This is a genomic window from Roseicella frigidaeris (genome assembly GCF_003258945.1).
GTDB lineage: Bacteria > Pseudomonadota > Alphaproteobacteria > Acetobacterales > Acetobacteraceae > Paracraurococcus > Paracraurococcus frigidaeris.
This window is the reverse complement of record NZ_QLIX01000007.1, coordinates 90831-109792: the sequence shown is the minus strand read 5'-3', so window position 1 is coordinate 109792 and position 18962 is coordinate 90831. Positions and strand designations below refer to the sequence as shown.

Genomic DNA, 18962 nt, shown 5'->3' with positions numbered 1-18962 from the left:
GATCCGCCGGCAGCATGGCCGTGGCGCCGCGGCCCGCCAAGCGGGGGCGCTTGCCAGTCCGCGGCATCGGACTAGCCTCTCCGCCAAGGGCAGCCGGGAGACGAGCGATGCGGGGATTGGCGATGACGCGCCGGGCGGCGCTCGGCACCGGGCTGGCGCTGCCCTTCCTCTCGCTGCCCGGTTTTCGCTCCGGCGCCCGGGCGCAGGCGGCGCCGGTGAACCTGGTGCTGGAGAGCGAGGTGGTCATCCTCGACCCGCATGCCACGACCGCGGCCATCACCCGCACCTTCGCCTCGCATGTCTTCGACACGCTGTTCAGCATGGACGGCGAGGGCATGATCCGGCCGCAGATGGTCGAAGCCTGGGAGCGCAGCGCCGATGGCCTGACCTGGGAGTTCCGCCTGCGCCCCGGCCTGCGCTGGCACGATGGCGGGACGGTGACGGCGCAGGATTGCGTCGCCAGCCTGGAGCGCTGGGCGCCGCGCGACAGCCTCGGGCGCATGCTCTGGGCGGCCAAGGCGACGCTCGCCGCGACGGATGCGCGGAGCTTCCGGCTGGTGCTGTCGCGGCCCTTCCCGATGGTGCTCGAGGTGCTCGGCAAGCCGAATGCGCCGCTGCCGGTGATGCTGCCCGAGCGGCTGGCCCGCGTCCCGGTGGAGCAGCGCATCCGCGAGCCGATCGGCAGCGGCCCCTTCCGCTTCCGCCCGGCCGACTGGCGCTCGGGCGATGTCATGGTGCTGGAGCGCTTCGAGGGCTATGTGCCGCGCGAGGAGCCGGCGGATTTCCTCGCCGGCGGCAAGCGCGTGCACCTGCCGGCCATCGCGTTGCGGGTCATGCCGGACCAGGCGACCGGCGCCTCGGCGCTGATGGCCGGCGAGATCGACTACATGCAGTACCTGCCCTTCGACCTGCTGCCGCGGCTCGAGAAGGCGCGCGGGGTGCGGCTGGTCGGGCTCGGCGGCATCCACATGTTCCAGGGCAATTTCCGCATCAACCACGTCGCGCCGCCGATGGACGATCCGGAGATCCGCCGCGTGCTCTGGCGCTGCGCCGACCAGGCTGCGATCCTGACCGCGATCGGCGTGCCGGAGCGCTACCGCGCGCCCGCCTGCCCGGCCTTCTTCCTCTGCAGCGCGCCGCTCGAGAGCCGGGCCGGCACGGCGGAGATGGCATTCGACCCGGCCGAGGCGAAGCGCATGCTGGCGGCGACGCGGTATCGCGGCGAGAAGCTCGCCTTCCTCACCGTCTCCGGCAGCATCAGCCAGGCGGCGGCGCAGGTGATGATCCAGAGCATGCAGCAGGCCGGCTTCGCGGTGGAGGAGCAGGCGATGGACTGGGGCACGCTGCTCGCCCGCCGCGGCAAGCGGGAGGGCTGGCACCTCTTCACCGTCTATGCCAACGGCACCGACATGTTCTCGCCGCTGACGCATTTCTACACCTCCAACACCTGCGCCGACTATCCGGGCTGGGATTGCAGCCGGGAGGTGGAGGCGCTGCTGCGCGACTTCGCCCAGGCCGGCGACGCCGCCGAGCGGCGGCGGCTGGCCGAGGCGATCCAGGCGGCGGAGGTGCGGCACGTGCCGGCGGTGATGTGGGGGCAGTTCACCATCCCCGCCGGCATCCGCGACCGGCTGAAGGATGTGCCGCGCGCCGCCTATCCGATGTTCTGGGAGGCGCATCTGTGAGCGGGATCGACGCCGCGCTGCGCGCCCGGGCGGCGCGCGTCGTGCCGGGCGGCATGTGGGGGCACATGCATGCCGGCCGCATGCCGGAGGGCTATCCGCAATTCTTCGCCCGCGCCGAGGGCGGGCATGTCTGGGATGCCGACGGGACGCGCTATGTCGACCTGATGTGCGCCTGGGGGCCGATCCTGCTCGGCCATCGCGACCCGGCGGTGGAGCGGGCGGCGGCGCGGCAGGCGGCGCTCGGCGACGCCATGAACGGCCCGGCGCCGGTGATGGTCGAACTGGCCGAGCGGCTGGTGGAGCGCATCGCCCATGCCGATTGGGCGATCTTCGCCAAGAACGGCTCGGACGCCACCACCGCCTGCGTCACCATCGCCCGCGCCGCCACCGGCCGCCGCGCCATCCTGGTGGCCGAGGGCTCCTATCACGGCGCGCTGCCCTGGTGCACGCCGGTGCGCGAGGGGGTGACGGCGGAGGATCGCGCGCACCAGCACCGCTTCCGCTACAACGACCTGGCGAGCCTGGAGGCGGCGGCGGATGCGGCCGGCGGCGACCTCGCCGGCGTCATCCTCACCGCCTTCCGGCATGACAACGTCGTCGACCAGGAGATGCCGGACCCGACCTTCCTGCGCGGGGTGCGGGCGCTCTGCGACCGCCGCGGCGCGGCGCTGATCCTCGACGACGTGCGCGCCGGCTTCCGCCTGCATCCGGGCGGCAGCTGGGAGGGGTTCGGCGTGCGGCCCGACCTCGCCGCCTTCAGCAAGGCGCTCGGCAACGGCCATGCCATCGCCGCCATCACCGGCAGCGACCCGCTGCGCGAGGCGGCGGCGCGGGTCTTCGTCACCGGCTCCTTCTGGTGCGCAGCGGTGCCGATGGCGGCGGCGCTGGCGACGCTCGAGGAACTCGGCCGGCGCGACGTGCCGGGGCATCTGGCGGCGCTCGGCGAGCGGCTGCGCGCCGGCCTCGCCGAGCGGGCGCGGGGCTTCAATGTCGGGCTGCGGCAATCCGGGCCGCCCGCCATGCCGCTCTTTCTCTTCGAGGGCGACGAGGATGTCCGGCTCGGCCGCGCCTTCTGCGCCGCGGCGCTCAAGGCCGGCGCCTATCTGCACCCGCGGCACAACATGTTCCTCTGCGCCGCGCATACCGAGGCGGATATCGAGGCGGTGCTGCGCGCCGCCGAGCCGGGCTTCCAGGCGGTGGCGCGGCTTCAGGCCGAGGGGGGCTGATCGGCGAAGGCCGATGGGACCTGATCGGCGGAGGCCGATGGGACCTGATCGGCGGAGGCCGATGGGACCTGATCGAAGGCGGCCGCCAGCCCCTCCGCCGCGCGGCGCAGGGCCGCCAATTCGTAGCCGGAGAAGCCGAGCATCAGCGCCCGCAGCGGCGGCGGCGCGGCCGGATCGCCGGGGCCCCGGTCCATGGGGCGCAGATACATCGGGCTGACCGGCCGCGCCACCACGCCGCGCCGCGCCGCCGCCTCGGCCACCGCGACGTCGTCGCCGCCATCCGGCAGCCGGGCTAGCAGCTTCAGCCCCTGCTCCGGCGGCTCGACCGCGATCCGGTCGGGCAGCGCCGCCCGCAGCGCCGCCACCAGCCCGTCCCGCGCCGCGCGGTAATGCAGGCGCATGCGGCGGAGATGCTGGGCGAAATGCCCCTCCTCGAGGAAATCCGTCACCACGCCCTCGGCCAGCGTCGCCGGGTGCCAGTCGCTGCGCAGCCGCGCCGCCTGCACCGGGCCAAGCAGCGCCGGCGGCAGCACCGCATAGCCGAGCCTGAGGCCGGGGAAGAGCACCTTGCTGAAGGTGCCGACATAGATCACCCGCCCCGCCTCATCGATGCCCTGCAGCGAGGCGAGCGGCCGCCCGGCATAGCGGAACTCGCTGTCGTAGTCGTCCTCGACCAGCCAGGCGCCGGCGCGGCGCGCCCAGGCCAGCAGCTCCAGCCGCCGCGCCATGGAGAGCACGACGCCGAGCGGATATTGCGAGGAGGGCGTGACATAGGCGAGCCGCGCCGCCGGCGCCGCGGCGATGCCGGCGGCGACATCGAGCCCCTGCGCATCCACCGGCACCGGCACCAGCCGCGCCCCGGCCGCCTCCAGCGCCCCGCGCAGCGCCGGGTAGCAGGGATTCTCCACCCAGACCGGGTCGCCCGGCGCCAGCAGCACCCGAAGCACCAGGTCGATCGCCTGCTGCGCGCCGGCCGTCACCATCACCTGGTCCGGGTCGCAGCGCACGGCGCGGGCGGCGCGGAGATAGCGGGCGATCGCCTCGCGCAGCGCCCGGCTGCCGCGCGGGTCGCCATAGCCGAACATCGCCGGGTCGGGGGCGGCGAGGCGGCGGATGGAGAGCGCCCGCCAGATGCGCTGCGAGCGGGCGTCCCAGCCGGTGCGGCCGGTGTTGAAGGGTCGGGCGGCCAGCGCCTCCGGCACCGTCCCCTCGGCGAGGCTGCCGGCGGGCGGGGCGGGCGGGGCCGGGGGCCGGCGCGCGGGCGGCAGCTCCGGCGCCTCCGGCAGGTCGCGCGAGACGAAGCTGCCGGCGCCGACCCGGCCCTCGATGAAGCCCTCGGCGAGGAGCTGGTCATAGGCCGCGACCACGGTGTTGCGGGCGAGGCCGAGCTGCTCGGCCAGCGCCCGGGTGGCCGGCAGCCGCGCCCCGGGCGGCAGGCGCCCGGCCAGGATGGCGCCGCGCAGCGCCAGGTAGAGCTGGCGCAGCACCGGCACGCCGCTGCCGCGCTCCGGCGCCGGCAGGATCAGCCCGAGATCGTGGGGCATGGGGTGGGGCTGGATTGGACCAGTGAATTCGGCATCGATTGGCCCTCGCGCCGGTCCAATCCTGGCGCTTGAATGGGCGCGACGCAACCCGCTCCAGGTCAGCCAGATGCCAGATACCGTGAGCCCGCCCGAGGCCTATCCCGTCACCGAACGCAACAAGGTCCGCCGCCTGCACGAGCGGGGGCGCTACGACCATGCCTCGGTGCACGCCATCCTCGATGCGGCGATGATCTGCCACATCGCCTACATCATCGACGGCCAGCCCTACTGCACCCCGACCGCCTTCTGGCGCGAGGGCGAGCATCTCTACTGGCACGGCTCCTCGGCCAGCCGGATGCTGCGCAAGCAGAAGGCCGGCATCCCGGTCTGCCTGACGGTGACGCATCTCGACAGCCTCGTGCTGGCGCGCTGCGGCTTCAACCACTCGGTCGACTACCGCTCCGCCATGTGCTTCGGGGAGGCCTATTTCGTCGAGGACCCGGCGGAGAAGGCCCGCGCCCTCGACGTCATGATCAACCGCTTCTACCCCGACCGCGCGGCGACGCTGCGGCCGAGCACGGGGCAGGAGCTGAAGGCGACCACCGTCATCGGCATGCGGATCGAGCAGGCCTCCGGCAAGATCCGCAGCAAGGGCGTGGCCGACGAGGAGGAGGATTACGCGCTGCCGATCTATGCCGCGCGCTTCCCGGTGCGGCAGGTGATCGGCGCCGCCGAGCCCTGCCCGCGCATGCCCGCCGGCGTCGCCACGCCGGATGGGCTGGCCGGCTTCGCCGAGGGGCGGCGGCTGGACGAAATCCTGTTGGAGAGCCAGCATAGGCTCTATGGCGACGAGTGATCTGGCGACCGCCTCGGCGGTCGAGCTGGCGGCGATGGTGCGCGGGAAGCGTGCCTCGCCGGTCGAGGTGGTGGAGGCGGTGCTGGCGCGCATCGCGGCCTGGGAGCCGCGGCTGAACGCCTTCGTCGCGCTGGATGCCGAACGCGCCCGCGATGCGGCGCGGGCGGCCGAGGCGGCGCTGGCGCGGGGCGAGGCCCTCGGCCCGCTGCATGGCGTGCCGGTGACGATCAAGGACGTGCAGGCGGTGGAGGGGCTGCCGACGCGGCGCGGCTCCCGCCTCACCGATCCGGCGCCGGCCGCGGCCGATGCGCCGCTGGTCGCCCGGCTGCGCGCCGCCGGCGCCATCATCCTCGGCAAGACCACCTCGACCGAGCATGGCTGGACCGCCGTCAGCCACAACCCGCTGACCGGCGCCACGCACAATCCCTGGCAGCACGGCGTGACCTCGGGCGGCTCCTCCTGCGGCGCCGCGGCGCTGGCCGGCGCGGGCTGCGGGCCGCTGCATCTCGGCACCGACGGCGCCGGCTCCATCCGCCTGCCGGCGCATTTCTGCGGCGCGGTCGGCTTCAAGCCGACCTATGGCCGCGTGCCCTATGCGCCAGTGCCGAACAACGGCGCCATCTCGCATGCCGGGCCGATCACCCGCAGCGTCGCCGATGCGGCGCTCATGTTCTCCGTCATGGCCGGGCCGCATCCGCTGGACCACACCACCCTCGGCGAGCGTTTCGCGCCGGAGGTGCCGCCGGGCGGGCTGCGGGGGCTGCGCATCGCCTACAGCCCCGATCTCGGCCATGCCCGGGTCGATCCCGAGGTTGCGGCGCTGGTCGCCGGCGCGGTGCGGGCGCTGGAGGGCGCCGGCGCGGTGGTGGAGCAGGTGACGCCGCCCTGGGGGCCGGAGGGCCCGGCGCTGGAGCGTGACATCTGGGGCACCGCCTTCCGCCCCTTCCTGCCGAAGGATGCGGCGGCGCGGGAGGCGACCGATCCCGGCCTCGTCGCCTGCACCGAGGCCTATCGGGATTTCACCTTCATGCAGGGCCATGCCGCGCAGGGGCGCCGCTTCGCCTATGCGGCGGCGGTGAACACCTGGTTCGCGGAGTCCGGCTTCGACCTGCTGGCGACGCCCTCGGCCTCGGTCGCCGCCTTCCCGGTCGGGCTGCAGCGGCCGCCGCATTGGGAGCCGCATCCCTGGGACTGGCTGGTCTGGGCGGAGTTCTCCTACCCCTTCAACCTGTCGCACGGCCCGGCGGTCTCGCTGCCCTGCGGCCGCACCGAGGCGGGCCTGCCGGTCGGGCTGCAACTCGCCGGGCCGCGCCTGGCCGACAGCCTGGTGCTGCGGGCTGCCGCCGGCTTCCTGGAGGCGCAACCCTTCCAGCCCTCGCACGCAACGGGCGGAGCCGCTCCCTGAGATTGATAAATTTCGATACAAGATATACTCAGGATTGAGTATATCCGCTGCGGCCTGTCCGCCATTTCAATGGCAGGCCGCAGCGGGGTGATCGCGGGCATGACCATTCTGGGAAGCTTCGGCCGTCAGGAGACCCTGACCCATACGCCGAAGGGAGAGATTGCGAAGTCGATCGGCTCCTCGTTCTTCCGGGGCGAGAATTGCAACTTCAACCCTTACCTCAAGGACCATCATTCGCCCGATTTCCTCGAGCGATTCCTGCTCCGGGGCTGGATGCCGGACGAACCCTCCATCGACAGGGACACCAGGATCACCGCCTTCGGGTCCTGCTTCGCGGAGAACATCACCAACCATCTCCGCGGCATCGGCTACACGACCTCGAAGGACCGGGCGCCGGACATCTACCTGTCCTCGATGGGCGAGGGGCTGGTGAACGTCCACAGCCTGCTCGGCCAGCTCGAATGGGCGCTGGAGGGCGTCGAGCCGCCGGACGGGCTCTGGCACGGCTACAAGGCCGAGCAGTATGGCGCCACCGAGACGGTGCGCACCCGCACGCGCAGCGCCCTGCTCGACACCCAGTTCTTCATCATCACCCTCGGCCTGTCCGAGGTCTGGTACGACGAGCAAACCGGCGGCGTGTTCTGGCGCGCCGTCCCGGTCGAGCACTACGATCCCGGCCGGCACCGTTTCCGGGTCTGCAGCATGGCCGAGACCAAGGCCGCCCTGCTGCGCATCCACGAGCTCGTCCGTCGCCACGTCCCGGACGCCAAGCTGCTGTTCACCCTGTCGCCCGTCCCGCTGGCGGCGACCTTCCGCCCGGTCGGGTGCATCTCCGCCAACTCGGCGTCGAAGGCGATCCTCCGCGCCGCGCTCGACGAGATGCTGCGCGAGGCCGGGCCCTGCCTGAACCGCGACCTGTTCTACTGGCCTTCCTACGAGATCATCACCGACCTCTTCTTCTCCCGCTACGAGCAGGATGGCCGGCACCCGCACCGTCCCATCATCCAGTTCATCATGCGGCTGTTCGAGGCCGTCCATTGCCGCTCGGGGACGAGCCTGCGCGAGATGACCGAGCTCTACCAGCAGACCCGCAAGGCCAATGCGGAGCTGGCCCTGCGCTGACGCAGCGCCACTCCCGCCGAGTTGAGGCATGTAACGCCCCAGATACACGGCCTGGCTGGTAGATCACGCGTCGTCGCCATCCAAAAGAAGGAACGTCCGACGCATGGCCCAACGAATCATGTCGCATATCGGCCAGTATCTGTGGCCCTGGACCATTGCCATGGCGGTGCTCGGCGGCCTCGCCATCTTCGGGCGGGAGCGGCTCGGCACCGGCTATCATCTCGGCGACCTGGCCGCGCTCGCCTTCATGGTCGCCGCCACCTGCATGATCGTCATCAGCCAGCGCGGCATGCCGCGGCCGGTCGAGGACGAGCGCGCGCCCGACGCCACGGCCTGAGGCGGCCGCGCCGTCGCGGCGCCCCTACCAGCGCAGCGCGCGGAGGGCGGCGATGGGATCGACGCCTTCCCGCAGCGCCACCTGGCGCAGCGTCTCCGCCGTCGGGCTGTCGCCGAGCGCATGCTGGGCGAGACCGGTCAGGGCCCAGAGCGCGTCCAGCCCCGCCGCCTGCGCCCCCGCGAGGTCGGTGTGCGGCGTGTCGCCGATCGCCACCACGCGGCGCCGGTCATCGATGCCGAGCAGCTCCAGCACCGGGTCGTAGACCGCCGGGTCGGGCTTGCCGACCTCGAAGATGTCGCCGCAGAGCGGTTTGTAGAGATCGGCCAGCGCCCCGGCGCAGATCAGCCGCTCCGCGCCCACCATCACATGCCGGTCCGGGTTGACGCAGAGCATGGGCAGCTGGTGCCGCGCCGCCGCCTCCAGCGCCGGCAGATAGGCGCTGGCATCCTCCGAGCCGCGCTCCGGGTCGGGGCCGGTGTTCAGCAGGAAATCGGCCGCGGCCGGGTCCGCCACCAGCTCGGCCACGCCATCCTCCACCACCGAGAGGTCGCGCTCCGGGCCGATATGGACGGCGCGCGGGCCGAGCCGGGCGAACCAGGGATGCCGGCGCGCCTTCAGCATCCGCCAGGCGAGCTCGCCGGAGGAGATGATGCCGTCATAGAGCGCCCGGTCGAGCCCCATGCGGTCCAGCATGCCGGCGATGAACCAGGACCGGCGCGGCGCATTGGTCAGGAAGACGACGCGCTTGCCCGCGCGCTTGAGCGCTCCGAGCGCCTCCGGCACGCCCGGATAGGGCCGCTTGCCGTCATGCACGACGCCCCAGAGATCGAGCACGTAGCCGTCGTAGCGATCGGCGAGAGGGGCGATGCCGTCGAGGATCTGCATCGGGACATCCTGTCGAGAGGTGGGGCGGGCGGCGCCCGCTGAAGCCATCGCTGCCCCTTGCCCTTCCGAGGCTTCGCCTCGGCAGGCCGTGACGTCTCTGGGGCAGGAGGGGACGCCATGGGGCTGCCGCGAAGACGCGCAGCGGCTTCGTGGGGACATCAAGCATCCCGGCCGACCGCATCCGCGACATGCGCGATGCCGTCGCGCGCCAGCAAGGCCGCCAGCTCGCGCTTGAGGCGCGGGATCAGCGCCGGCCCGGCCAGGGCGAAGCCGGTGTAGAGCTGCACCAGCGCGGCGCCGGCGCGGATCTTGGCATAGGCCTCGGCGCCCGAGGCGACGCCGCCGACGCCGATCAGGGCGAGGCCGGTGCCGCGGGCGGCGCGGTGGCAGGCGCGCAGCATCTCGGTGGAGCGGGCGAGGAGCGGCGCGCCGGAGAGCCCGCCCGCCTCGCCCCGATGCGGCGAGCGCAGGCTGTCCGGCCGCGCGATGGTGGTGTTGGAGACGATCAGCCCCGCCACGCCGCGCGCCGCGCAGGCGGCGACGAGGGGCGGCAGCGCCGCCTCGGCGAGGTCGGGCGCGATCTTGACCAGCAGCGGCGGATCGCCCGGCCGCCGCACCGCGGCGATGGCATCCAGGATCTCGGCCAGCCGCTCCTCGCCCTGCAGGTCGCGCAGGCCGGGCGTGTTGGGCGAGGAGACGTTGACCGTGACGTAATCGACCACCGGGGCGAGGGCGGCATAGAGCGCCGGGTAGTCGCGCCGCGGCTCGGCGCCCTCCTTGTTGACCCCGATATTGCCGCCGAGCACCGCGGGCAGCGGCCGCGCCAGGCCGGCGAGGCGCCGGCGATAGGCCTCGAGCCCGGCATTGTTGAAGCCCATGCGGTTGATGACCGCCCGGTCCTCCTCCAGCCGGAACAGCCGCGGCCGGGGATTGCCCGGCTGCGGCCGCGGCGTGACGGTGCCGGCCTCGACGAAGCCGAAGCCGAGCCGCATCAGCGGCAGCACCGCCTCGGCATTCTTGTCGAAGCCGGCGGCGAGGCCGATCGGGTTGCGGAAGCGGAGCCCGAAGGCCTCGGTGGCGAGGCGCGGATCATCGGGCGCGGCGTCGCGGCCGGCGAGGCCGGCGCCGAGGGCGCGCAGCGCCAGCCCATGCGCCGTCTCGGCATCGAGGCGCCGCAGCAGCGGCAGGAGGGCGGAGGCCAGGCGCGGGGTCATTGCCGCGGTGAATGCCCGAGCCATGCCGCCAAGGGAAGCCCGGGACGCGCGCGGGCGGTTGACCGGCGCAGCGGCAGCGCCGAGAAGCGGGCAGGGGAAGGGGAGGACAGGCGGTGAAGGGACCGGCGCTGCTGCTGGCCGGCATCGTGCTGTTCAGCCTGCTGGACGCGAACGGCAAGCTGCTCTCCGGCCAGTATGGCGTCGGCCAGGTGATCCTCCTGCGCCATGTCGTGCTGGTGCCCGCCTTCCTGCTGGCCCGGCTGCTGTGGCCGGGCTTCGGCGGGCCGCTCCGCACCCGCCGGCCGGGGCTGCACGCGGTCCGGGTGGCATCGATGCTGGTCTCCTCCGCGAGCTTCTTCCTCGCCTTCCGGCAATTGCCGCTGGCTGCGGGCTACCTCGTCTTCTTCACCGCGCCGCTCCTCACCCTGGCGCTGGCCGCGCTGGTGCTGCGCGAGCCGGTGCCGCGCCTGGCCTGGGTCTGGTGCCTCGTCGGCTTCGCCGGGGTGCTGCTCGCCGTGGCGCCGCGCCTGGCCGCCGGGGCGGAGGCGCCGCTCGCCGGCTATGCCGCCGTCGCCATCGGCACCCTGGCCTTCGCCGTCACCCAGACGGTGAACCGGCGGCTGCGGGCCGAGCCGGGGCTGGCGGGCGTGCTGCTCTGGCCGGGCCTCGCCGGATTGCTGATCTTCGCCCCGCTGGCGGCGCAGAACTGGGTGCCGCCGCCCCCGGCCGATTGGCTGCGGCTCGGCCTGAACGGGGTGATCGCCGGCGGCGCGGTGGTGCTGGCCGCCGCCGCCTATCGCCATGCCGATGCGGCCAGGCTTGGCCCCTACGGCTTCGTCGCGCTGCCGGTCTCGGTCGGCCTCGACCTCGCCCTGTGGGGGCTCTGGCCGGACCCGGCGATGCTCGCCGGCGGCGCGGTCGTGGTCTTCGCCTGCGTGATGAGCGAGCGGGCGCGCCAGGCGGGGCTCGCCCGGCCGCCGGACGGGCCCGCGGGGGGCGGCCGATCGGGGCGCTTGCTCCGCAAGGCGTGATGCGGCGGCGGGCGGGCGGGGCTGGGCCCGCGCCCCGGCCGGCCTGGGCGCCGAGGGGCCGATTGCCCGGTCGTCGCGGCCGTTGGGATCAGGACATTGGTCATGCTTTCGATGGCCTGCTGATCCACGGCCGCCGGGGATGCTCCGCCGGTCGCCGCGGGCGGGGCAAAGGGGGGCGGTTCCGTTCGCATGCAGGCATGGGGCGTCCCGCCGACTTCGTCCGCGCCGAGCGATGCGGCCGGGCAATCGGATTCGATTGCATTACATAACTCTCCAGTGATTAATGCCCAGCTATGCGTCGCCTTCCCGGACCCGGCCTGATGCTGTCCCGTGACCGGGCCGCTCCTCCTGCCTCGGAGGGCAGCGGCGCGTCCGTGCCGCCCGCCGGCCCCAAGGCCGGTCCTGTCTCGCCCGGCCCCGAGGCCGGCCCCGTCCCGCCCGACACCGAGGCCGATCCCGTCTCGCCCCTCCCGGCGCCCAGCCTGGCCGCGCCCGGCTCGGCCCTGCCCTCGGCGCTGCTGGCCGCGATCGAGGCCACGGGCCAACCCTGCCCCGGCGAGGCCTGCGACCTGCTGCGCTGGCGCGAGCGGGCGCTGATCGAGGCGCTCGGCATCGCGGTCAGCACCGTCGACGCCACCGGCCGCCTCGCCTTCTACAATGCCGCCGCGGCCGAGCTCTGGGGCTGGTCGCCGCCGCTGCTGGAGCGGCACTGGTGCGGTGCCTGGCGGCTCTTCGCCCCGGACGGGACCCCCGTGCCACCCGAGCAATCGGCCACGGCGCTCTGCCTGCGCGGGCAACGGCCGCCGCCGGGGAGCTGGGTCTATGCCGAGCGACCGGATGGCCGCCGGATCCCCTTCGCCGCCTTCCCGAGCCCGCTGCGCAACCTGGCGGGGCAGGTCGTGGGCGCGGTGACGGTCATGGTCGAGCTCACCGGCCTGCACGCCGCCGAGGCGGCGCGGGCCACGGTGGAGCGGCAGTTCCGCGCGGCGCAGGATGCCCTGCCGGACGGGTTCATGCTGGTGCATCCCGATGGCGAGGCCGGGGCGGCCTGTCCCGGCTTCACCATCGACTACCTGAACCCGGCCGCGGCCCGGCTCTTCGACGCCAGCCGCGAGGCGGTGCAGGGCGGGCCGCTGCGCCGGCTGCTGGCCGGGCACCCGCGCTGCGAGGCGCTGCTCCAGGCCCTCGCCGAGGTCCTGGCCCGGGGCGAGCCGCTGCGGTCGGAGGAGTGCCACCGGCGCGGCCGGGACATGGTCTGGCTGCGCCTGCACGCGACCCGGCTCGGCGACGGCCTGGCCATCACCCTCGAGGACATCACCGAGCGGCGCGAGGCCGAGGCCCGCATCCGCTTCCTCGCGCTGCACGACCCGCTGACCGGGATGCCGAACCGCGCTGCCCTCCAGGACCGGCTGCTGCAGGCGGGCCGGGCCGGGACGCCGGTGGCGGTGCTGGCGCTCGACCTCGACGGCTTCCGCGGCGTGAACGACGCGCTCGGCCACATGGTCGGCGACCTGCTGCTGCGCGAGGCGGCGGCACGGATCCTCGGCTGCCTCGAACCCGGCGACCTCGCGGCCCGCCTCGACGGGGACGAGTTCGCCCTGCTGCTGCCGGGCGAGGATGCGCAGACGCGGGCGATGGTGATGGCCAGCCGGGTCCGGAGGGCGCTGACCGCGCCCTTCGCGCTCGGCGAGTATCGCGCCAGCATCGGCGTGACCATCGGCATCGCCATCGGCCAGGGCCCGGCGCCGCAGGCCGAGGCGCTGCTCCGCCATGCCGACCTGGCGCTGTTCCGCGCCCGTGCCGAGGAGCGGGGCAGCATCCGCTGCTTCACGCCGCCGATGGCGACGCAGCGGGAGAACCGGCTGCTGCTGCTGGCCGACCTGCGTGAGGCGCTGAGCGGCAGCGGGGTGGCGGTCGCCTACCAGCCGATCATCGACCTGCGGCGCAACCGGGCGAGCGGCTTCGAGGCGCTGCTGCGCTGGAACCACCCCTATCGCGGCCCGATCCCGCCGGCCGAGTTCGTGCCCGTCGCCGAGGAATCCGGCCTGATCCTGCAACTCGGCGAATGGGTGCTGCGGCGCGCCTGCGCCGATGCGGCGACCTGGCCGGCGGGGATGAAGGTGGCGGTCAACCTCTCGCCGGTGCAGATGATCGGCGGCGAGGTGCCGCGCCTGGTCCGCGAGGCCCTGGCCGAGGCCGGCCTGCCGGCCGAGCGGCTCGAGCTCGAGATCACGGAATCCGTGCTGCTGCAGCACAACGAGACGGTGCTGGCGACGCTGCGCGAGCTCAGGACCATGGGCGTGCGGCTGGCGCTCGACGATTTCGGCACCGGCTACGCCTCGCTGGCCTATCTGCGCGTCTTCCGCTTCGACAAGATCAAGATCGACCAGTCCTTCGTGCGGGATGCGGTGCGGCGGCCGGATTGCCTGGCGATCGTCCGCTCGGTGGCCGGGCTCGCGGCCGAGCTCGGCATGACCGCGACCGCCGAGGGGGTGGAGGAGGCCGAGCACCTCGCCATGGTGCGCGGCGCCGGCTGCCCGGAGGCGCAGGGCTACCATCTCGGCCGGCCGGTGGCGCTGGCGGAGCTGGGGCGGTTCCTCTGGGGCTGAGCGCGGCCGCGCCGCCGCCGCGCGCGGTCGGTGGGCGGGGAGCGCTGCCGCATCGCCGCCGGCTTCGTCCGTCTGGCCAGGAGGCGCATCGTGCCTCGGCGCCACGCCGCGAACCCCCGCCCTGAAGCGGGGCCGCCTGGGCCGGGCTTCGAGGCTGGCAGGCCGGAAATTGTGTCTCCGGCCGCATCGTTCGTCTTATGATCGGGGCATATTGAAGCCGATATGAGGCATTCCGATGCGAAACATTCGAGCGCTCGGGCGCGCGGCCGCGCTGCGATTTTGCCCTCCCTATCGTCGGTTGAACGACGTTCTTCGGGAGACGATCCAGCGATCGGCAGCGCTGGAACAGGCCCGGGCGGCACTGGCCGCGGAGCACGCGGCACTCCTGCAACGCAACGCCGAGCTGCTTCGCCAGTCGACAACCCTCCAGCCTGCTGGCGCGCCCCTCGACGCCGAGCGCACGGGCCTGCAGGCTGCCTGCGCGACGCTCGAGGCCAGGCAGGCAGCCCTTGAGGCCGAGTGCGCGATGTTGCGCGAGCCGGTGCGGATCAGGATCACCCGCGGCGAGCAGAGCTGGTCGATCGATCCCGCGGCGTTCGAGACCTTTGGCTTCGAGGACGGCGACCTCCTGCAGGTCACGCCGATCGAGAAGGCAGCCGGGTTCCCGGTGACCTGGGGCGACGTGAACGTCACCGTCCCGAGCCACGCGATCAGGGTGCCGGCGCGATACGGGCTGTTCGAGTTCGAGGGGTTCCGCATCCCCGTCCATCTGATTTCGCTGACCGGAGCCGGGCCGGAGACGTTCGGCTGGATGGGACAGCGCCATGTCGAGCTCTATGACCGCTTCACGGGCCTCGCCCCGGACATGACGCTGCTCGAGGTGGGGTGCGGCATCGGCCGCGATGCCCTGCAGTTCTTGAAATTGCTGGACGCGACGGGCCGCTACATCGGCATCGACGTCACGCGAGACAGCATCCTGTGGTGCCAGAACAACATCACGCCCAGGCACCTGAATTTCACATTCCACCATTTCGACGCGGAAAACGAGCTCTACAATCCGCATGGCCGCAAGAGGTCCATGGACTTCGCCTTGCCGGTGCCGGATGGCTCGGTCGATCGGATCTTCCTGGCATCGGTGTTCACCCACCTCTTCGAGGAGGAGGTGCTGCATTACATGCGCGAGTTCGCCCGCGTGCTGAAGCCCGACGGCAAGGTCTATGCGTCCTTCTTCCTGCACACGCCGGAGGCGCTTGCCGCGGCGCGCAGGGCGGGCACCACCGGCTGGGCGGCGAAATTCGACATTCCCCTGAGCGACGGCGTCTATGCCAACGACCCGGTCTATCCGCGCGGCGCCGTTGCCTTCACCGATGCCGCCATGCGCCGCCTGATTGCCCAGGCCGGGTTGCGGCTTGCCCGGCCCTACCTCAAGGGGGGGTGGTCGGGCCTCCATGCCGATTCGGATGATGGCCAGGACGTCGCCATCCTCATGCGCGCCGCGGACCGGCAACAGGCGCCACGATCGGACGGCACGGCGGCGCCGTCCTCCCTGGCGGCGGAGGCCCAGGGGCGGTGAAGGCTCAAGGGCGGTGAAGGCTCAAGGGCGGTGAAGGCTCAGGGGCGGTGAAGGGCCGGAGCCTCGGTGGAGGGGGCCGCGCGGGGCGGCAAGCGGGTTGCCGGGACTGATGCCGCTCGTCGAGCAGGGTCGCGCGAAGGGCGCGCGGCCGGACCGGAGGACGGCGGGCCTGGAGCAGATTCCGATCAGGTGGAGTCACCTGATCGGGTGAAGATGCTCTGAAAACAAAAGCCTGGGGCGCTTCTCCTGAACCGGTGTTCAGGGAATCTCCGGCGGGAAGCGGTGCAGCCCGTCCGGGCCAAGCGGCAGCGGCGTCGCCGCCCGCACCGCGGCCAGCGGCAAGGCGCCGTAGAGATGCGGGAAGAGGCCGGCCCGGCCGCTCCGCGCCGGCTCCCAGGCCAGCGCCGGGCCGAGCGCCGCGGCCTCGACCGCGACGAGCAGCAGGTCGGCCTCGCCCGCCCGGTGCTTCGCGGCGCTGGCGCGGAGCTGCGCCGCGGTCGAGAAATGCAGGAAGCCGTCGCGGCGGTCGTCGGCGCTGCCGTGATAGGCGCCGCACCGTTCCGCCGCGCGCCAGTCGGCGGCCCGGACCATGGTGTAGATGATGCTGTCCATGCCGCCTCTGTAGCCTGTGTGGGTCCCGCCCTCGACCCTCAGGCGGCGGCGCGGGCCGGCCCCGCCGCCGTGGCGAGGCGATAGAAGACCAGCCCGCCGATCTCGGCCACCGGCACCTGACCAAGCGCCCAGCCCGGCAGCACTTCCGCCGCGTGCCAATGCGTCGCGCCGCCCGTCGGATCCGGCAGGGCGCCGGCGACGGCCCGCGCCGCGACCCGGCGGCAGATGGCGAGCGCCGGATCCTGCCGGTCCGCCGCCTCCAGCAGCGCCGCCCGGCGCGGATGCCGCGGCATCCAGCAACCGAACAGGAAGGGCGCCCGCAAGGCCCGGGCGAGCAGCGCCGGGAAAGCGAGGCCCGGCCGCGCGCCGGGGGCGAAGCGCTCCCGCTCCGCGGCCCCGGCCATGGCGAGCCGCGCCCGGTTCACCACCAGCGCGGCCAGCGCCTCGATCGCCCGCACCGGCCGATCGCCGGCCTCGACGCGCAGGGTGAGCGCCAGGAGCTCGGGCGCCGTCACGACACGTCCTCCCCGACCACGCCGCGCGAGCGCCCGGCCGGGGCGCTGCAGCGCTTCACCTCCTCCAGCTTTTCCTCGATGCGGAGCAGGTGCTGCGACAGCCGGCGGTCGACGTCGCGGATGAGCGAGAGGGGCACATAGGCGCGCGCCACCTCGAGCTTGAACTCCGCGAGGTCGTCGCGGGTGCGGGTGACGACGTCGCTCTCCCGCTGGTCGCCGCGCTCGATGCGGTCCTGCAGGTCACGCCGCAGGCCGTGGAGCATGGTGAAGAGGGCGACGACGATGGGCGCCTCCACGGCGGTGATCCACCAGGTCGGCTCGATCTGCATGGCGGGTCTCCTTGAAGCATGAGGCCGTCGCGGCCACCCTGCGGCGGACGCGACGGGATTGACGAACTCCGTGACACAGTGGAACGAGCCCTATCTCGAGACCTGCTGCCGCTCCGCCCTGCACCGGCTCACGCTGGTGGGGAGGCACGGCCGCCCGGACGGGCTGAAGGACGGCCCCTGCCTCGCGCGGCTGCGCGGGATGGGCCTGGCCCGGCAGCGCGAGGACGGGCGCTACGAGGCGACGGCGGACGGGCTCGCGCGGCATGCGCGCGAGGTGATGCGGCGGCGCGCCTGAGGGTGGTGTGCCTCAACCGCCGCGCCAGGACGGGCCGCGCGCCGCCGGGCTGACCTGCGGCAGCCGCACTGGCTCGGCGAGCAGGCAGCCGGCGACGGCATCCAGCGCATCGTCGCGCGCCGCGCCGGCCTCCGGGCGCCAGGCCGCCATCTCCGCCGGGAAGGGCGTGCGGAAGACGGCCTCATGCGCATGCAGCCGCCGCCCGGCGAGGGCCGGGTCGAAGGCCGAGAGGATGCGCTCGGCCTTGGCGCGGCGGCTGTTGTGCTCGATGACGGCGCAGGCCGCCCCGGCGCGGGCCAGCTCGCGCCGCAGCAGCGCCGGCAGGAACCGGCCGAGACCATTGGTCTCGACCCGCACCGCCGGCAGCAGCAGCTCGCGCGCGATGGCCGCGACCGCCCGGCATTGCTGCGTCGCCGGGTCGAGCGGTCCGTCCGGGTCGTGCGTGATGTAGGCGAGCCGATGCAGGTAGTGGTTCGTCTCGCCATCGACATAGGTGGCGGCGAGGACGCTGGCATCGCCCTGTCCCGGCCGGCCATAGGCCGGGTCCCAGAACCCCCCGCCCGAGAGCAGCCGCCGGCCGAGCAGCGAGAGCTGCGCCCGGCCGCCGGCCTCGCGGTACTCCGGCTCCTCGGCGTAGCGGATGATCAGGGCCGGATCGAGCCGGAGCGCCGCCTCGGCCACCGGCTGCAGCAGCATCTGGCGCGCGAAGGCGAGCGGCCCGACGCGGCTGCGCAGCGCCGCGATCCCCTCCGGGGTGAAGCGTCCCGGCCAGGCGCTCCGGCCCTGCCCGTCGAGCAGCGGCAGGGTCAGCCGGCGGTAGCCGCGCAGGAAGGCATCCTCCGCGGTCGGCGGCGCGTAGATCGTCTCGGCGCAATGCGGCGTGCCGACGAAGAGCAGCGTGCCGCCGGGCACCAGGATGAACTCGCATTCCGCCAGCCGCGTGCGCAGCTCCTCCCGCTTCGCCAGGGTGTCGCAGTTGCCGGCGACCTCGACGTCGTCGCAGATGATCAGCTCGGCCCGGGTGCCGGTGATGTTGCCGCCCAGCCCCTGCGCCAGCATCGAGGGGTCGCGCAGCACCGCCTGGCGGGCGACGGTGAAGCGGTCCATCGCCCAGTCGCCCGGCCCGGCCGGCAGCAGCGGCCGGCAGAGCGGATGGCGTTCCAGGATCCGCCGCACCTGGGCGACCATCTTCACCGCGAGCGGCTGATCGGCGGCGAGCACCAGGATGCGCGTATCCGGCGCCCGCAGCAGCTGCCAGGCGCAGAACAGCCCGACCAGGGTGGACTTGCCGCAGCCGCGGAAGGCCATCAGCAGCAGCCGCTGGTCGCCGGCGTCGCGCCGGGCCTGCAGCCACTGGGCGATGCGCCGATGCGGCTGCGGCGTCTGCTGCGACTGGAGATGGTTCCAGATCCAGACGAATTCCAGGAAGTCAGGCGTCTCCTCCGGTCTCGCCATCCGCCTCCTCCATCGCCTCGTCCGGGATCGTGGCGAGCTGCCGGCGGGCCTCGGCCAGGATGCTGCCGAGCGCCTGCTGCTGCGCCGTGTCGCCATCGCCCTCGGCCAGCTTCTCGAGATGGTCGAGATGCGCGAGCGCCGAGCGGGCGGCGGCGTGGCGTGCGGCGAAGGCCTTGCTGTCGCCGCGCTCGGCCTCCGGCATCGGCCGGCCGAGGAAGTCCACATAGCTGTCGAGAACCAGCCGCGCCGCGGCGGCGATGTCGATCTCGACCGGCAGCCTGCGCCGCATG

General features: G+C 73.6%; 18 protein-coding genes. 10 read left to right on the top strand and 8 right to left on the bottom strand.

Features of this window, described 5'->3' with window-relative positions:
- Positions 1 to 107: 107 nt before the first annotated feature.
- Together DOO78_RS11870 and DOO78_RS11865 are read left to right on the top strand one after the other, a co-directional pair.
- Positions 108 to 1685: an ABC transporter substrate-binding protein gene (locus tag DOO78_RS11870; RefSeq protein ID WP_111469978.1), complete on the top strand. Its 1578-nt coding sequence runs from the start codon at positions 108 to 110 to the stop codon at positions 1683 to 1685.
- Positions 1682 to 2911, top strand: a complete 1230-nt coding sequence (locus tag DOO78_RS11865; protein ID WP_243634517.1) for an aminotransferase class III-fold pyridoxal phosphate-dependent enzyme — start codon at positions 1682 to 1684, stop codon at positions 2909 to 2911. The genes DOO78_RS11870 and DOO78_RS11865 overlap by 4 nt, the downstream gene beginning before the upstream one ends.
- Here DOO78_RS11865 and pdxR read toward each other — a convergent pair.
- On the bottom strand, positions 2893 to 4455 hold the full coding sequence (gene pdxR, locus DOO78_RS11860; RefSeq protein ID WP_111469977.1) for a MocR-like pyridoxine biosynthesis transcription factor PdxR: 1563 nt from the start codon (positions 4453 to 4455) through the stop codon (positions 2893 to 2895). The two genes, DOO78_RS11865 and pdxR, sit on opposite strands and share 19 nt — an antisense overlap.
- Before the next feature lie 118 nt (positions 4456 to 4573).
- Here pdxR and DOO78_RS11855 point away from each other — a divergent pair, with 118 nt between their 5' ends.
- From DOO78_RS11855 to DOO78_RS11840, 4 genes are all read left to right on the top strand, one after another.
- Positions 4574 to 5290: a pyridoxamine 5'-phosphate oxidase family protein gene (locus tag DOO78_RS11855; protein WP_243634516.1), complete on the top strand. Its 717-nt coding sequence runs from the start codon at positions 4574 to 4576 to the stop codon at positions 5288 to 5290.
- Complete coding sequence (locus DOO78_RS11850) at positions 5277 to 6695, top strand: amidase family protein (RefSeq protein ID WP_111469975.1); 1419 nt, start codon at positions 5277 to 5279, stop codon at positions 6693 to 6695. Before DOO78_RS11855 ends, DOO78_RS11850 begins: the two co-directional genes overlap by 14 nt.
- A gap of 99 nt (positions 6696 to 6794) precedes the next feature.
- On the top strand, positions 6795 to 7817 hold the full coding sequence (locus DOO78_RS11845) for a GSCFA domain-containing protein (RefSeq protein WP_165838853.1): 1023 nt from the start codon (positions 6795 to 6797) through the stop codon (positions 7815 to 7817).
- A 103-nt stretch (positions 7818 to 7920) separates the two neighbouring features.
- On the top strand, positions 7921 to 8154 hold the full coding sequence (locus DOO78_RS11840; RefSeq protein ID WP_128080041.1) for a hypothetical protein: 234 nt from the start codon (positions 7921 to 7923) through the stop codon (positions 8152 to 8154).
- Positions 8155 to 8178: 24 nt separating this feature from the next.
- Here the strand turns inward: DOO78_RS11840 and DOO78_RS11835 are convergent, their stop codons facing one another.
- Entirely contained in the window at positions 8179 to 9039 is an 861-nt protein-coding gene (locus tag DOO78_RS11835; RefSeq protein ID WP_111469972.1) for a TIGR01459 family HAD-type hydrolase, read from the bottom strand.
- A gap of 158 nt (positions 9040 to 9197) precedes the next feature.
- A complete protein-coding gene (locus tag DOO78_RS11830; RefSeq protein WP_111469971.1) occupies positions 9198 to 10253 on the bottom strand; it encodes a quinone-dependent dihydroorotate dehydrogenase in 1056 nt (351 codons plus the stop codon).
- Positions 10254 to 10366: 113 nt separating this feature from the next.
- Here DOO78_RS11830 and DOO78_RS11825 point away from each other — a divergent pair, with 113 nt between their 5' ends.
- The 3 genes from DOO78_RS11825 (at position 10367) to DOO78_RS11815 (ending at position 15466) form a co-directional block, all read left to right on the top strand.
- Positions 10367 to 11284 (top strand): DMT family transporter, encoded by a 918-nt coding sequence (locus DOO78_RS11825; protein WP_207802875.1) that lies wholly within the window; start codon positions 10367 to 10369, stop codon positions 11282 to 11284.
- Between the two features lie 320 nt (positions 11285 to 11604).
- Entirely contained in the window at positions 11605 to 13893 is a 2289-nt protein-coding gene (locus DOO78_RS11820; protein ID WP_128080040.1) for a putative bifunctional diguanylate cyclase/phosphodiesterase, read from the top strand.
- Between the two features lie 235 nt (positions 13894 to 14128).
- Positions 14129 to 15466, top strand: coding sequence for a class I SAM-dependent methyltransferase (locus DOO78_RS11815; protein ID WP_111469969.1), 1338 nt, complete (start codon positions 14129 to 14131; stop codon positions 15464 to 15466).
- A 258-nt stretch (positions 15467 to 15724) separates the two neighbouring features.
- Here DOO78_RS11815 and DOO78_RS11810 read toward each other — a convergent pair whose 3' ends face one another.
- Genes DOO78_RS11810 through DOO78_RS11800 form a run of 3 tightly spaced genes read right to left on the bottom strand, consistent with a single transcriptional unit; the run spans position 15725 to position 16922 of the window.
- Complete coding sequence (locus DOO78_RS11810) at positions 15725 to 16078, bottom strand: DUF952 domain-containing protein (RefSeq protein WP_111469968.1); 354 nt, start codon at positions 16076 to 16078, stop codon at positions 15725 to 15727.
- Between the two features lie 38 nt (positions 16079 to 16116).
- A complete protein-coding gene (locus DOO78_RS11805; protein WP_243634515.1) occupies positions 16117 to 16593 on the bottom strand; it encodes a cell wall hydrolase in 477 nt (158 codons plus the stop codon).
- A complete protein-coding gene (locus tag DOO78_RS11800) occupies positions 16590 to 16922 on the bottom strand; it encodes a hypothetical protein (protein ID WP_111469966.1) in 333 nt (110 codons plus the stop codon). Before DOO78_RS11800 ends, DOO78_RS11805 begins: the two co-directional genes overlap by 4 nt.
- A 70-nt stretch (positions 16923 to 16992) precedes the next feature.
- Between DOO78_RS11800 and DOO78_RS11795 the strand changes: the two genes are divergently transcribed.
- Positions 16993 to 17217 (top strand): hypothetical protein, encoded by a 225-nt coding sequence (locus DOO78_RS11795; RefSeq protein WP_111469965.1) that lies wholly within the window; start codon positions 16993 to 16995, stop codon positions 17215 to 17217.
- A 12-nt stretch (positions 17218 to 17229) separates the two neighbouring features.
- Here the strand turns inward: DOO78_RS11795 and terL are convergent, their stop codons facing one another.
- Positions 17230 to 18672, bottom strand: coding sequence for a phage terminase large subunit (gene terL, locus DOO78_RS11790; RefSeq protein WP_111469964.1), 1443 nt, complete (start codon positions 18670 to 18672; stop codon positions 17230 to 17232).
- Positions 18647 to 18961: a hypothetical protein gene (locus DOO78_RS11785; RefSeq protein ID WP_111469963.1), complete on the bottom strand. Its 315-nt coding sequence runs from the start codon at positions 18959 to 18961 to the stop codon at positions 18647 to 18649. The genes terL and DOO78_RS11785 overlap by 26 nt, the downstream gene beginning before the upstream one ends.
- Between the last annotated feature and the right edge of the window lies 1 nt (position 18962).

Excerpts from the sequence above, each read along its gene's own strand:
- DOO78_RS11870 (WP_111469978.1), top strand. The coding sequence starts at position 108 with ATGCGGGGATTGGCGATGACGCGCCGGGCGGCGCTCGGCACCGGGCTG.
- pdxR (WP_111469977.1), bottom strand. The coding sequence starts at position 4,455 with ATGCCCCACGATCTCGGGCTGATCCTGCCGGCGCCGGAGCGCGGCAGC.
- DOO78_RS11850 (WP_111469975.1), top strand. The coding sequence starts at position 5,277 with ATGGCGACGAGTGATCTGGCGACCGCCTCGGCGGTCGAGCTGGCGGCG.
- DOO78_RS11845 (WP_165838853.1), top strand. The coding sequence starts at position 6,795 with ATGACCATTCTGGGAAGCTTCGGCCGTCAGGAGACCCTGACCCATACG.
- DOO78_RS11840 (WP_128080041.1), top strand. The coding sequence starts at position 7,921 with ATGGCCCAACGAATCATGTCGCATATCGGCCAGTATCTGTGGCCCTGG.
- DOO78_RS11835 (WP_111469972.1), bottom strand. The coding sequence starts at position 9,039 with ATGCAGATCCTCGACGGCATCGCCCCTCTCGCCGATCGCTACGACGGC.
- DOO78_RS11830 (WP_111469971.1), bottom strand. The coding sequence starts at position 10,253 with ATGACCCCGCGCCTGGCCTCCGCCCTCCTGCCGCTGCTGCGGCGCCTC.
- DOO78_RS11820 (WP_128080040.1), top strand. The coding sequence starts at position 11,605 with ATGCTGTCCCGTGACCGGGCCGCTCCTCCTGCCTCGGAGGGCAGCGGC.
- DOO78_RS11815 (WP_111469969.1), top strand. The coding sequence starts at position 14,129 with ATGCGAAACATTCGAGCGCTCGGGCGCGCGGCCGCGCTGCGATTTTGC.
- DOO78_RS11810 (WP_111469968.1), bottom strand. The coding sequence starts at position 16,078 with ATGGACAGCATCATCTACACCATGGTCCGGGCCGCCGACTGGCGCGCG.
- DOO78_RS11800 (WP_111469966.1), bottom strand. The coding sequence starts at position 16,922 with ATGCAGATCGAGCCGACCTGGTGGATCACCGCCGTGGAGGCGCCCATC.
- terL (WP_111469964.1), bottom strand. The coding sequence starts at position 18,672 with ATGGCGAGACCGGAGGAGACGCCTGACTTCCTGGAATTCGTCTGGATC.
- DOO78_RS11785 (WP_111469963.1), bottom strand. The coding sequence starts at position 18,961 with ATGCGGCGCAGGCTGCCGGTCGAGATCGACATCGCCGCCGCGGCGCGG.